Here is a 12443-nt window from a genome sequence, read left to right on the forward strand (position 1 = left end):
AGCGCTATGCACGATAATATAACGTTCCAGGAGGGATTCGAACCCCCGACCGTTCGCTTAGAAGGCGAATGCTCTATCCGGCTGAGCTACTGGAACAAATAAATTTCAGCGAATGCTCACTTCGCCTAAGCTGTTGAAATCAATCAGCAACAAATAACATTATAGAAAAAGGGCGCAGCAATGTCAATCTCTTTTCGCCCTTTTCTTATTTTTTCTTTGAAAAAAGGAAGCGCAGCTGCCCTCAACCTTTCTCAGGTTCCTCAAGGATTACGCTATCTGCTTCTTTCGTAATGAGAATCACGCCATCTCCTAAAGGGACGAGGGTGGAGGTCAGCTGAGGATGGTTCATCACGGTATCCAAGAAAAGATTCAATTTGCGATGGATCGCTCGCTGGTTGCGAGGGATGTCTTCGATGGGTTGTAGAATCGTTCCAGCTTGAAACACGTCATCCACCATCAACACGCCGCCTTTGCGTAATAGACGCAGACATTCTGGTAAAAATTCAATGTATTTCGATTTGGCGCTGTCCATGAAGATAAAATCATAAGGACCACTCAATGTAGGCAGGACATCTGCCGCTTGTCCTTCTAATAGCGTGATTTTGTCTTCATTTCCTAAGCGAGCATAGGTTTCTTTGGCTTTGCGGATCATGACGTCAAAGCGATCGATTGTTGTGACATGCCCCTCTTTCACACATTGTGCCATCAAGCTTGAAGAAAAACCGATCGCTGTGCCGATCTCAAGGATTTCTTTTGGCTGAAGCTGTCCCAATAAAAACTGCAAAAAGACCACAGTTTCATGTGGGATGATTGGCACTTCTTTTTCATGAGCGGCTTGCTCGATTTCACCAAGTTCGCCGGGTAATTGTTTTTGTTTTTCACGCATAAACGCCACTAGTTCTGGTTTGACTACTGGACGATGCATCATTTCGTTGCGCATCTTCATCCTCCTCATTTATCGCTGCCCCTTATTATACGAATAACTCACCTTAAGTTCAATCTTTTCGAGTCTTTGGAACAACAAAAAAACCAGTCATACGACTGGCAGGATAAAGGGGTGAAAAATATTTTTGGGATATTTCTATCATAACGGTGTTATGTGGAGGTTTGGTTAAAATCCTGTGAAGATCTCGTCAGGTTCTGCTTAAATTTTCATCAAGGAAGAAAAGCAACCCATCATCAGGGCGAAAACGAACTTTTTATCGAAATATTCAGAAAATTCAGGGAAAAGTGTTGACAGAGGAACCCGCTGTTTGGTATCTTCATAACAAGATAAAAAAAGTGATAGGTGACGACGATGGATAAACGATTGAAACAAACAGCTGCATTTTTATTATTATTATCGTAAGGACTCTTTTTCTATGACCCGCCTTTTTAAGGTATCATTTGAAGAGTCCTATTCGCATTGCATGAAGGAAACCCTTTATGGAGTGCTTTTTTTATACCATTTTTTCAATTTGTTTGAATGAGGTCGCGCCAAGCGTGCCCCTACCACTGCCAAGGAGGAAATAGTGATGAGAAAAATCCAGTTCTTTGACACCACATTGAGAGACGGTGAACAGACGCCGGGAGTCAACTTCAATACGAAAGAGAAGGTTCAACTGGCGCTGCAATTAGAAAAATGGGGGATCGATACGATCGAAGCAGGCTTTCCGATTGCATCAGAAGGAGATTTTCAAGCAGTCCAAGCGATTGCTGGGGCGGTGACGAAAATGACCGTTGCAGGACTTGCCCGTTGTCAGAAAAAAGACATTGATCGTGCCTATGAAGCTCTTCATCAAGCCATCGATCCCCAGATCCATGTCTTTTTAGCAACGAGTGAGGTGCATCGCCAGTACAAGTTGAATATGACGAAAGCAGAAGTACTCGCTTCCATCAAAGAACATGTGGCTTATGCCCGTGAACGCTTTGAAAAAGTTCAATTTTCGCCAGAAGATGCCACCCGCACCGATAAGGCCTTCTTGCTTGAGGCGGTTCAAACAGCGATTGATGCCGGCGCGACGATCATCAATGTGCCCGATACAGTAGGGTTTACCAATCCTACGGAATATGGTGCGCTTTTTGCCTATTTGATCGCCAATATCAAGAGTGAGCAGCCGATCATTTTTTCTTCCCATTGTCATGATGACTTGGGAATGGCGACAGCCAATGCGCTGGCAGCTATCGAAAATGGTGCTGATCGGGTGGAAGGAACGATCAACGGGATCGGCGAACGAGCGGGCAATACCGCACTAGAAGAAGTGGCGCTGGCGTTGCATATTCGCAATGATTTCTATCAGGCTACCTCCAACATCAAGTTAAACGAAACAAAACGCACCAGCGATCTGGTGGCACGTTTGTCTGGGATCACGGTACCGAAAAACAAAGCGATCGTCGGCGGCAATGCCTATGCTCATGAATCTGGGATTCATCAAGATGGCGTCTTGAAAAATCCTGAAACTTACGAAATCATTACCCCGCAATTGGTAGGCGTACAAACCAACTCACTGCCTCTTGGCAAACTTTCTGGCCGCCATGCGTTTGTCGATAAAATGCAGCAGCTGGGCTACCAGTTTGACCAAGAAGAAACCAATGAATTGTTTAAACGCTTCAAAGAGTTGGCAGATAAGAAAAAGCAAGTGACCGAACAAGATTTGTTAGCGTTGGTGGCTGACCAAGGCCGCAGCCAAGAAGATGGCTGCGAGTTGGAGTCAGTTCAGCTGCAATACGTGTCCAATGGCCATCAAGGAGCGGTGGTTTCTATCATCAAAGACGAAGAAAAACAAGTGGCATCAGCCATTGGCGCAGGCAGTATCCAAGCTATCTACAACTCGATCGATCAGATTTTCCAGCAACAGCCGAAGTTGTTGAACTATGAGATCACTGCCTTGACCAGTGGGGAAGATGCGCAAGCGGAAGTGCACGTGGTTATTGAATGTCAGGAAACCAATGAAAAAATCAGCGGGATCGGCTTAGACTTTGATGTCTTGCAGGCGTCAGCCAAAGCCTATGTACAGGCTAGCGCTGCTCTAAAGAATCGAGGTGTCCTTGTTTGAAAAAGATCGTGGTTTTAGCAGGAGATGGCATCGGACCAGAAATTATGGCCAGTGCGCTTGCGGTATTGAAAGCGGCTTGTCCAGACCATCTCCAACGCTTTCATTTTGACAAGCGGCCATTTGGTGGTGCGGCGCTGGCACTTACTGGAGAGCCATTGCCGCAAGAAACACTACAAGCTTGCCAGCAGGCGGATGCGATCCTTTTAGGAGCCATTGGTGATCCAGTTTGGGAAAACGCACCGATAACACCCGAGAAAGGACTTTTGAATTTGCGTCAAGCGTTAGGGCTATACGTCAATATTCGACCTATCAAAGTAGTTGATGCGGTGATTGCTTTGTCTCCCATTAAAGAAGCGATCCTTCGGGGGACAGATTTTGTCATCGTTCGTGAGTTGACTGGCGGTATTTATTTTGGCGAAAAAGGAGAAAAAACTGAAGAAGCCTACGACATCAATCATTATCATCAAGCAGAGATTCGACGGATTTTGCGTAAAGCCTTTGAGATCGCACGCACGCGGAAGAAGCGGGTTCTCTCTGTCGATAAAGCAAATGTGTTGGCGACTAGCCGACTTTGGCGCCGATTAGCGGAAAAAACGGCACAGGAATTCCCAGATTGTCAGTTGACTCATCAATATGTTGATTCCGCTGCTATGAAAATCATCCAAAATCCCAAAGACTTTGATGTAATCGTGACAGAAAATCTCTTTGGCGACATTTTAAGTGATGAAGCCTCGGTTTTGCCAGGGTCATTAGGGGTGCTGCCCAGCGCAAGTCATGGCGCAGAAGGGGTTTCTTTATATGAACCGATTCATGGCTCTGCACCTGATATCGCTGGGCAAAATTGCGCCAATCCGGTTTCCATGATTTTATCTGTCGTCATGATGCTAAGAGAGTCCTTTCAAGAGGAAGAGCTGGCGGATACCATCGAAAGTGCTTGTTACGAGGTAATGAATGCGGGGATCTTGACCCGTGATCTAGGTGGTACAGCAACGACAACTGCCTTTACAGAAGCGGTTATTGCACAGTTAGGAGTGAGCAATTATGGGGAAAACGTTGTTTGATAAACTATGGGATCGGCATGTGATCACAGGAGAAGAAGGACAAGCGCAGTTGCTTTATGTCGATCTGCATATGATCCATGAAGTGACGACACCGCAAGCCTTCGAAGGATTACGGCAAGCGGGACGGACCGTCCGTTGTCCCGAAAAAACCTTAGCAACGATGGATCACAACGTGCCTACCAAAGATATTTTTACCATCACTGATCTGGTTGCAAAAAAGCAAATGGACACGTTACGTAAAAACTGTCGTGATTTTGGGATCGAATTGTGTGACAATGGCTCTGCCAACCAAGGAATCGTCCACATGGTTGGCCCAGAAGTTGGCTTGACCCAACCAGGGAAAACGATCGTTTGCGGGGATTCCCACACTGCCACCCATGGTGCTTTCGGTGCGATCGCGTTTGGGATCGGTACGAGTGAAGTGGAGCATGTCTTTGCGACACAGACGATTTGGCAGACAAAACCGAAACGCATGGGAGTTGAGATTACCGGTCACCTGCAGCCGGGAGTGTACGCCAAAGATATTATTTTGGCATTGATCGCGACGCATGGCACTGATTTTGGTGGTGGCTATGCCGTAGAATTCTTTGGCGAAACGATCCGTAGCCTGACGATGGAAGAACGCATGACCATTTGCAATATGTCGATCGAAGGTGGGGCGAAAATGGGCTTGATCGCACCTGATGAAACGACCTTTGCTTATGTGAAGGATCGACGCTTTGCGCCACAAGCGTTTGCCAGTGCGGTGGCTGATTGGCAAAGCCTTTATACCGATGAAGATGCCAACTATGATGCCCTGATCACCCTAGACGCAACAACCTTAGAACCCTATATCACTTGGGGAACCAATCCAGAAATGGGGGTACCAGTCAGCGAAGCGTTTCCTGAAGTGCGGGATCACAATGATCAGCAAGCCTATGAATATATGGCGCTGCAACCTGGACAGACAGCTGCTGATATCCCCATTGAATACATTTTTATTGGATCGTGTACCAATGGTCGGTTGTCTGATCTGCAAGAGGCAGCGGCGATTTTGAAAGGGCAAACTATCAAAGAAGGGGTCACTGGTATTATCGTTCCTGGTTCACGCCCTGTTCGTAAAGCAGCGGAAGCGATCGGTTTAGACAAAGTCTTTATTGACGCTGGTTTTGAATGGCGGGAGCCTGGCTGTTCCATGTGCTTAGGAATGAATCCTGATAAAGTACCAGAAGGCGTCCATTGTGCCTCCACATCAAACCGCAATTTTGTTGGACGGCAAGGGAAAAACGCGCGGACGCACCTCTGTAGTCCAGCGATGGCGGCTGCAGCTGCGATTCATGGGCGCTTTGTCGATGTACGAGAAGTGGTTGGAGGTGTGGGTTAATGGAAGCTTTTACGCAATTTGAAGGTACGACTTTACCTTTGATGAATGACAATATCGATACCGATCAAATCCTACCGAAAAATTATTTGAAGCGCGTTGAAAAAACGGGTTTTGGCGAATTTTTATTTGACGATTGGCGCTATTTGCCGCAACGCAAGCCTAATCCAGCATTTATCTTGAATGATCCAGCATATCAGACCGCTCAAGTCCTCGTCACTGGTGATAATTTTGGTTCTGGCTCTTCTCGAGAGCACGCGGCATGGGCGCTGTTGGATTACGACTTTAAAGCCGTGATTGCTGGCAGCTTCGGTGATATTTTCTATATGAATGCCACCAAAAACGGGCTGCTGCCCATCGAGCTGCCATTGGATGTTCGCCAAAGGATCGCCTCGCTGCCTGCTTCTGAAAACATCAGCATCGACTTGCCGAGGCAATGTGTGATCGTTGCTGGGGAGGAGCATTTCTTTGCAATCGATGCTACCTGGAAACATAAATTGATCCACGGTCTCGATGAGATCAGTATCACGTTGCAGGAAGAGGCGAAAATCACCGCCTATGAGCAGACGATTCCAGCGTATTGGCAGTAGGGCTAGGGGACTGGTCGTTATTCGTCGGCTGGTATTTGTGAGAGAATGTTTCTTAACCCTCGCCAATCAGCTTCGATTTGCGGAGTCAACGTTCGATTGTAAAAGATCGCAGCGGGATGATACATCGGCACGATCAAATATTCTTTTTCCGACCATTGATAGCCATCTTTTGTTGGATTGCTTTCTTGTATTTTGGAACGGATCACTTCGCCATGGTGATCTTTGATATAATAGGCGTTGCCTAATAATCGCTGCAGTCCGATATTGCCAACAGTTGCAATGACGGGCGGATCTACAACGGACAACTCGTAGTCAAGCAGCGGTGCGTGTAGCAAGACTTCTTTTTTGGTAGGTGTCCGATTGGGATGGACGATCTCATGGGCACCGCTGCGTTTGTTGATTCGTTCTTTGACGGAGTATGGGCGGCTGCGGACAGCGCTGGTGATGTAGACATCCTCACGGGTCAAACCGGCTAAAGCCAACGATTTCATCAATTCTTTTCCTGCTTGTCCGCTAAAAGGAATAAAATTCTCGATTTCGGTTCGACCAGGGGCTTCCCCAACGATCATCAATTTGGGCTGCAGCGGTCCTTGACCGGGAACAAATCCTTCCAACGGATAACTGCGGGACGCCTGTTGAACGGCAGTGGCTAATTCTTTGGGGTATTGCATGAAAACTCCTCCAATTCTGTTTCACTTGTTCTCTTTCTTCTATAGTAATAGAAAACAAAAAATGCACAAAAGGAAATGACTAGTAGCAAAAGAATTCTGTCTTTTCCTTAATTAGTGATTGACTTTAGGAAAACATTTTGATAAAGTTAATCTGTTGTAATTGTGGACTCCACAGCTACAACCGCACAGAACAAGTAGTAAGTACGAAAGTCACTTGGGATGGCGAGTCTAAGTATATTATAAGGAGGTGCTGTAGAGCATGTACGCAATTATCAAAACTGGTGGGAAACAAGTAAAAGTTGAAGTGGGTCAAGCAATCTACGTTGAAAAATTAGACGTTGAAGCTGGACAAAAGGTTACTTTTGATGAAGTTATCTTAGTAGGTGGCGAATCAACAAAAGTGGGTGCCCCAATCGTTGCAGGAGCAACTGTTGAAGGGACTGTTGAAAAACACGGCAAACAAAAGAAAGTCGTAACTTTCAAATACAAACCTAAAAAACATTCACACCGTAAACAAGGTCACCGTCAACCTTACACAAAAGTTGTTATTGACGCGATCAACGCTTAATTCTTACGAAAAGCAGGGTAACGAATATGATCAAAGGGACATTCAAACGAAATGACTCTGGTCGGATTGTTTCTTTTGAACTAGCTGGACACGCACAAGCAGGAGAATACGGCAAAGACATCGTCTGTGCTGCAGCATCCGCTTTAGCGATCAGTGCAGTCAATGGGATCGATGCTTTGGCTGGCGTTGCGCCAAAAGTTGAAGCAGATAACGAAAATGGTGGGTACTTATTAGTCACACTGCCTTCTCGTTTGACCCAAGAGCAGTCGAATATCGCACAAATTCTTTTAGAAAATTTGTTGATCGGCTTGCAATCAGTTCAAGAAGAGTACAACGATTATATCCAAATCAAAACTACTAAAGAAAACTAGGAGGTGCATCTCATGTTGATGAAAATGAATTTGCAATTCTTCGCTCACAAAAAAGGTGGGGGTTCTACTTCTAACGGACGTGACTCTCAATCAAAACGTTTAGGTGCGAAACGTGCTGACGGTCAAACCGTTTCAGGCGGATCAATCCTTTATCGCCAACGCGGTACTAAAATTTACCCAGGGGTAAACGTAGGTATCGGTGGAGATGATACATTGTTTGCAAAAGTTGATGGCGTTGTTCGTTTCGAACGTAAAGGCCGCGACAAAAAACAAGTATCTGTTTATCCAGTAGCGCAAGAAGCATAAGAAAATGACATCCAGATTACGTAAAAGTAACCTGGGTGTTTTTTTTTTACACCGATGAAACCGTTTTAACGAAATAGTTATTTATAATGGCTTAGATAAGGAGATAAGCAATGATTCAATTAAAAGAAATCACGAAGGAAAACTATCGTGCGTGCATGAATTTGAAGACAACGAAGGAGCAAGAAGACTTTGTTGCGCCCAATTGGTACTCAATGTTAGAGGCGATCTATGAGGAACCTCGTCAGGCATTTGCCCTATACAATGGTGAGGAAATGGTCGGCTTTATCCTATTTAGTTTTTACGAGGCGGATGAGGATTATCCAAAAGCTTCGTGGTGGATCGAGCGGTTTATGATCGCAGAAAATTTCCAAAATCAAGGGTTAGGCACTCAGGCGTTTCTTGCTGGGTTAGATTGGTTCAAAACCCATATCCAAGCGCAAGAATTAAGGATCTCCGCTGTGGATGGCAACGAGATCGCAACGAAGCTTTACGAACGCAATGGCTTTGTTTTGACGGGTGAAATGATTGAAAACGAGCATGTACTCTTGTTGCAGCTGCCAACGGATCAAGGGTAAATGACTCTTTTTACAGTAAGAGAATGAGGTCAAATGCAGAGGTTCTTAAGGGAATCCTCTGCTTTTTTTGTATTGTTTCGTAAAAAAAAGTGTGCGGTCATCTTCTGGTTAGACGTTTCAAGAAAATTTGTGCACTCGGGGTAAGAATGACGAGTATGTCCATGCTTTGTTGTTCACAAAGTTCCTTTTGCTGTTAACAGAATCTTTACACGTTGACAACACAAACCTTATATTCATTTGATACTCTGAGGAAGTAGAACAAATGGAAAGAAACTTTCGAAAAACGTTGATTATTGAGAATGTGCTCACGAATGATTTCGGTCAAAACACGAACATTTTCAAAAAAGAAAACGTTCGTAATTCGAAAAAGATTGTTTTTAATTCGGTGGTTTTTTATAATCAAAAAGGAAAGTTCGGAATTCCATGAGTTCGATTTTTTTAATGAAAAGGAGAAAAAGTGATGAAAGTTTGGAAGAAAACGGCAATGTTTGGTTTAGGTTTGGTGGCAGCAGTTACGCTGGCGGCATGTGGCTCAGGTGGAGCAAGTACTGACTCGGCGGCTGAGGACGCAGGATATGTACCAGAAAAGTTGACCGTTCAATTTGTTCCATCACAAGCAGCAGAAACATTAGAAGCAAAAGCAAAACCACTTGAGCAATTGTTAAGTGATGAATTGGGGATTCCAGTCACAGTAAGTGTTTCCACTGACTACAATACAATCGTCGAAGCAATGGCTTCGAAACAAGTAGATGTCGGCTTTTTACCGCCGAATGCCTATGTTTTAGCAAATGAACAAAGCAATGTTAAAGTACTGTTGCAAGCACAGCGTTATGGCATCAAGCAGCCTGGTGGCGAATCAACGGATGAATTGGTTGATAGCTATCGTTCAATGATCGTCGTAAAAAGCGGCAGCGACATCAAAGAGTTGGAAGATTTAAAAGGCAAAACGATTGCCACGCAAGATGTTACTTCTTCTGCCGGTTATGTTTGGCCAGTAGCAGAAATGAAAAAAGCAGGCATCGATATCAATACGGATGTGACGACTGTTCAAGTCAAAGGCCATGACCAAGCGGTCTTATCTGTCTTGAATGGCGACGTTGATGCGGCGTTCGTTTTTGAAGATGCCCGTAACACGGTCAAAAATGATTACCCAGAAATCATGGATGAGGTAGAACCAATGTACTTTACCGAACCGATTCCGAACGATACGATCAGTGTTCGCAGCGATATGAGTGAAGAGTGGGACAAAAAAATCCAAGATGCCTTTATCGCGATCGGAAAAGATGAAGAAGGAAAACAAATCATCTCTGATATTTACTCTCATGAAGGATACGTTGTTTCACAAGACAGCAATTTCGACATCGTAAGAGAGTATGCGGAACAAGTCGGACAATAATTAATAGATGAATAGATCGGGAGGGTACCGGTAGTTGAGGTACCCTTTTCGAATGGACAGCAATTTTTACCTAATGGAAAGAAAGTAGGAGAATCATGGCTCTAGAGAACGAAACGATTATTTCATTTCAGAATGTGACCAAGCAATACCCAAATGGGGTGTTGGGGTTGAAGGACTTGAACATCGATATCAAAAAAGGGGAATTTGTCATCGTAGTGGGCTTATCCGGTGCAGGTAAATCGACGATGCTGCGCTCCATCAATCGACTGCACGAGATCACGAGTGGGGAGATTTTAATCGATAACAAGTCGATCACAAAAGCAAAAGGAAGAGAGCTGCGCTTGATTCGTCGAGACATTGGCATGATTTTCCAAAGCTTCAATTTGGTGAAACGTTCGAGTGTCTTGCGAAACGTCTTAACGGGGCGGGTGGCTTATCATCCCACGCTCAAAATGCTGCTGGGTCTGTTTCCGCAAGCGGACAAAGAGTTGGCGTATCAATCACTGCAGCGCGTCAATTTAGCAGAAAAAGTCTATACCCGAGCCGATGAATTGTCTGGCGGTCAGCAGCAGCGGGTTTCGATTGCCCGTGCGTTGACGCAAGAGCCGAAGATTATTTTAGCGGATGAACCAGTTGCTTCATTGGATCCGTTAACCACTGAAAAAGTCATGAATGACTTAAAACGGATCAATCAAGATCTGGGGATCACCATCGTAGTCAATTTACATTCTGTCCAATTGGCAAGAGAATATGGCACGCGGATCATCGGGTTGCGAGACGGAGGCTTGGTTTTTGATGGCCCTGTCAGTGAAGCGACCGATCAACGATTAAAACAGATTTATGGCAGCGAGATCATGGAAGAGCAGGAAGGGGCGGGACAATGACGACAAATACGTTGCCGAAACGCAGCGGACTATGGAAAAATGTTCTTTGGCTCGTCATTTTTTTAGTGGTATTGTTCGTTAGCGGCTCTATTTCAGGTGTTGATTTGGCACGGTTCTTTAGCAATAGCAGTCAAATGAATGTCATCTTACAAAAGATGGCTCATCCTGATTGGGCATATGCCAAAATCATTGTTGAGCCGATTTTGCAAACGATCCAAATGGCGATCATCGGCACAACCTTTGGTGCACTGGCGGCCTTTCCGTTTTCACTTTTAGCAGCACGAAATATCATGACCAATCATTGGATCAGTGGTTGTTTCCGTTTTGTTTTGAATATCATTCGGACGGTACCTGATTTGATGCTGGCGGCTTTATTTGTTGCCATTGTCGGAATTGGTCCGGTTGCAGGGGTGATCTCCATCTCTGTGTTTTCTTTTGGGATGATCACCAAATTGTTTTATGAATCGATTGAAACGATTGATGAAGGTCCGATCGAAGCGATCACGGCTTCTGGAGGATCGAAGTTTGATATCATCCGCTATGCAGTCGTACCGCAAGTCATGAGTCATTTTCTTAGTTACTTGCTTTATGCCTTTGAGATCAATGTGCGGGCATCGACGATTCTTGGGTATATCGGCGCAGGCGGAATCGGTGTTTTCTTACAACGATCTTTAAGCCAATTTCGCTATGACCAGACGTCGATTATCGTCTTAGTGATTTTTGCAGTTGTTTTGGTGATTGATACCATTAGTAATAGATTAAGGGAGCGATTATTATGATGTTGCCAGCAGAACCGAAAAAGAAAAAAATACGGAATTGGCTGATCGCTGTAGTCGTTATCCTCCTTTATATCTGGGCTTTTGCTGGCGTGCCTTTTGCTGGCGTTAAAGAAAATGTCGGTCAAATTGTCGGCTCGATCTTTTATGGCCTGATCCATCCTGATTGGAGCTATGTTTATACCGGTGATGGCGAAGATTTGATCAGTCTGATGATCGAAACCGTCGCGATTGCCTTTGTTGGGACCTTTTTGTCATCGATTTTAAGTATTCCTTTTGCCTTTTGGGCGGCGCGCAGCAAAAACAGCCCTCGCTGGTTATCGGGATTTGGGAAAATCGTGCTGACGGCGATTCGAACGTTTCCAGAAATCGTCTTAGCCATCATGTTTATCAAAACGGTAGGTCCGGGCTCCTTTGCTGGTGTCTTGGCGGTCAGTGTCCATTCCATTGGGATGCTGGCAAAGCTTTACAGCGAAGCGATCGAAAACATGGACCATGGTCCCTCGGAATCCGTCATTAGTGCGGGAGGAAGCCGCTGGGATGTATTAGGCTTTGCGACATTGCCGCAACTGATCCCAGAATTTCTTTCTTTTACCTTGTATCGATTTGAACTGGCTGTCCGTTCAGCTTCGATCTTAGGGATCGTAGGGGCAGGTGGGATCGGTACACCAATGATCTTTGCCATCAATGCGCGTTCATGGAGCCGTGTAGGGATCATTTTATTAGGGATCGTGGTGACGGTCACGATCATTGATTTTATTTCTGGGCGTTTGCGTAAACGATTGGTTTAATAAAATGAAGTGAGTACTCGAAAAAACACAGTCTGATTAGGCTGTGTTTTTTTGTAGCG

General features: G+C 45.0%; 14 protein-coding genes, 1 tRNA gene and 1 other annotated feature. Of the genes, 12 read left to right on the forward strand and 3 right to left on the reverse strand.

What is annotated here, in order from left to right:
* Window positions 1-22: 22 nt before the first annotated feature.
* Both IGI96_RS13950 and IGI96_RS13955 read right to left on the reverse strand, forming a co-directional pair.
* Window positions 23-96, reverse strand: a tRNA-Arg gene (locus tag IGI96_RS13950).
* Window positions 97-241: 145 nt separating this feature from the next.
* Window positions 242-940, reverse strand: coding sequence for an O-methyltransferase (locus tag IGI96_RS13955; protein WP_005225745.1), 699 nt, complete (start codon window positions 938-940; stop codon window positions 242-244).
* A gap of 574 nt (window positions 941-1514) precedes the next feature.
* Here IGI96_RS13955 and IGI96_RS13960 point away from each other — a divergent pair.
* Genes IGI96_RS13960 through leuD form a run of 4 tightly spaced genes read left to right on the forward strand, consistent with a single transcriptional unit; the run spans window position 1515 to window position 6046 of the window.
* Complete coding sequence (locus IGI96_RS13960; RefSeq protein WP_086338358.1) at window positions 1515-3035, forward strand: 2-isopropylmalate synthase; 1521 nt, start codon at window positions 1515-1517, stop codon at window positions 3033-3035.
* Window positions 3032-4096, forward strand: coding sequence for a 3-isopropylmalate dehydrogenase (gene leuB, locus IGI96_RS13965; protein ID WP_438785228.1), 1065 nt, complete (start codon window positions 3032-3034; stop codon window positions 4094-4096). The genes IGI96_RS13960 and leuB overlap by 4 nt, the downstream gene beginning before the upstream one ends.
* Entirely contained in the window at window positions 4077-5459 is a 1383-nt protein-coding gene (gene leuC, locus IGI96_RS13970) for a 3-isopropylmalate dehydratase large subunit (protein WP_086338356.1), read from the forward strand. Before leuB ends, leuC begins: the two co-directional genes overlap by 20 nt.
* Entirely contained in the window at window positions 5459-6046 is a 588-nt protein-coding gene (leuD, locus tag IGI96_RS13975; protein ID WP_438785229.1) for a 3-isopropylmalate dehydratase small subunit, read from the forward strand. Before leuC ends, leuD begins: the two co-directional genes overlap by 1 nt.
* A 17-nt stretch (window positions 6047-6063) precedes the next feature.
* On the opposite strand, the gene IGI96_RS13980 is transcribed toward leuD, so the two are convergent.
* Window positions 6064-6717: a uracil-DNA glycosylase gene (locus tag IGI96_RS13980; protein WP_010747984.1), complete on the reverse strand. Its 654-nt coding sequence runs from the start codon at window positions 6715-6717 to the stop codon at window positions 6064-6066.
* Window positions 6718-6886: 169 nt separating this feature from the next.
* Window positions 6887-6957: a sequence feature (ribosomal protein L21 leader region), on the forward strand.
* 19 nt (window positions 6958-6976) lie between these two features.
* On the opposite strand from IGI96_RS13980, the gene rplU reads away from it, so the two are divergent.
* The 8 genes from rplU to phnE (IGI96_RS14020) all read left to right on the forward strand — a co-directional run bounded on the left by rplU (window position 6977) and on the right by phnE (IGI96_RS14020) (window position 12384).
* Entirely contained in the window at window positions 6977-7285 is a 309-nt protein-coding gene (rplU, locus tag IGI96_RS13985; RefSeq protein WP_005225751.1) for a 50S ribosomal protein L21, read from the forward strand.
* A gap of 26 nt (window positions 7286-7311) precedes the next feature.
* Complete coding sequence (locus tag IGI96_RS13990; RefSeq protein WP_005225752.1) at window positions 7312-7656, forward strand: ribosomal-processing cysteine protease Prp; 345 nt, start codon at window positions 7312-7314, stop codon at window positions 7654-7656.
* 12 nt (window positions 7657-7668) lie between these two features.
* Window positions 7669-7962: a 50S ribosomal protein L27 gene (rpmA, locus tag IGI96_RS13995; RefSeq protein ID WP_003126181.1), complete on the forward strand. Its 294-nt coding sequence runs from the start codon at window positions 7669-7671 to the stop codon at window positions 7960-7962.
* A 110-nt stretch (window positions 7963-8072) separates the two neighbouring features.
* Complete coding sequence (locus tag IGI96_RS14000; protein WP_016610308.1) at window positions 8073-8537, forward strand: GNAT family N-acetyltransferase; 465 nt, start codon at window positions 8073-8075, stop codon at window positions 8535-8537.
* Window positions 8538-8997: 460 nt separating this feature from the next.
* Window positions 8998-9933 carry a phosphate/phosphite/phosphonate ABC transporter substrate-binding protein gene (gene phnD / locus IGI96_RS14005; RefSeq protein ID WP_015509497.1) on the forward strand — a complete coding sequence of 312 codons (936 nt, stop codon included), beginning with the start codon at window positions 8998-9000 and terminating at the stop codon, window positions 9931-9933.
* 95 nt (window positions 9934-10028) lie between these two features.
* A complete protein-coding gene (gene phnC / locus IGI96_RS14010) occupies window positions 10029-10817 on the forward strand; it encodes a phosphonate ABC transporter ATP-binding protein (RefSeq protein WP_005225755.1) in 789 nt (262 codons plus the stop codon).
* Window positions 10814-11596: a phosphonate ABC transporter, permease protein PhnE gene (phnE, locus tag IGI96_RS14015; protein ID WP_005235330.1), complete on the forward strand. Its 783-nt coding sequence runs from the start codon at window positions 10814-10816 to the stop codon at window positions 11594-11596. Before phnC ends, phnE (IGI96_RS14015) begins: the two co-directional genes overlap by 4 nt.
* Entirely contained in the window at window positions 11593-12384 is a 792-nt protein-coding gene (phnE, locus tag IGI96_RS14020) for a phosphonate ABC transporter, permease protein PhnE (protein WP_081357329.1), read from the forward strand. Before phnE (IGI96_RS14015) ends, phnE (IGI96_RS14020) begins: the two co-directional genes overlap by 4 nt.
* Window positions 12385-12443: the final 59 nt, after the last annotated feature.

The organism is Enterococcus sp. DIV0421, assembly GCF_051713745.1.
Lineage (GTDB): Bacteria > Bacillota > Bacilli > Lactobacillales > Enterococcaceae > Enterococcus_D > Enterococcus_D casseliflavus.

What these genes read in the sequence shown, in the direction of transcription:
- phnD (WP_015509497.1), top strand. Translation starts at nt 8,998, where the DNA reads ATGAAAGTTTGGAAGAAAACGGCAATGTTTGGTTTAGGTTTGGTGGCA.
- leuD (WP_438785229.1), top strand. Translation starts at nt 5,459, where the DNA reads ATGGAAGCTTTTACGCAATTTGAAGGTACGACTTTACCTTTGATGAAT.
- IGI96_RS13980 (WP_010747984.1), bottom strand. Translation starts at nt 6,717, where the DNA reads ATGCAATACCCCAAAGAATTAGCCACTGCCGTTCAACAGGCGTCCCGC.
- phnC (WP_005225755.1), top strand. Translation starts at nt 10,029, where the DNA reads ATGGCTCTAGAGAACGAAACGATTATTTCATTTCAGAATGTGACCAAG.
- IGI96_RS13990 (WP_005225752.1), top strand. Translation starts at nt 7,312, where the DNA reads ATGATCAAAGGGACATTCAAACGAAATGACTCTGGTCGGATTGTTTCT.
- phnE (WP_081357329.1), top strand. Translation starts at nt 11,593, where the DNA reads ATGATGTTGCCAGCAGAACCGAAAAAGAAAAAAATACGGAATTGGCTG.
- phnE (WP_005235330.1), top strand. Translation starts at nt 10,814, where the DNA reads ATGACGACAAATACGTTGCCGAAACGCAGCGGACTATGGAAAAATGTT.
- IGI96_RS14000 (WP_016610308.1), top strand. Translation starts at nt 8,073, where the DNA reads ATGATTCAATTAAAAGAAATCACGAAGGAAAACTATCGTGCGTGCATG.
- IGI96_RS13955 (WP_005225745.1), bottom strand. Translation starts at nt 940, where the DNA reads ATGCGCAACGAAATGATGCATCGTCCAGTAGTCAAACCAGAACTAGTG.
- rplU (WP_005225751.1), top strand. Translation starts at nt 6,977, where the DNA reads ATGTACGCAATTATCAAAACTGGTGGGAAACAAGTAAAAGTTGAAGTG.
- IGI96_RS13960 (WP_086338358.1), top strand. Translation starts at nt 1,515, where the DNA reads ATGAGAAAAATCCAGTTCTTTGACACCACATTGAGAGACGGTGAACAG.
- rpmA (WP_003126181.1), top strand. Translation starts at nt 7,669, where the DNA reads ATGTTGATGAAAATGAATTTGCAATTCTTCGCTCACAAAAAAGGTGGG.
- leuC (WP_086338356.1), top strand. Translation starts at nt 4,077, where the DNA reads ATGGGGAAAACGTTGTTTGATAAACTATGGGATCGGCATGTGATCACA.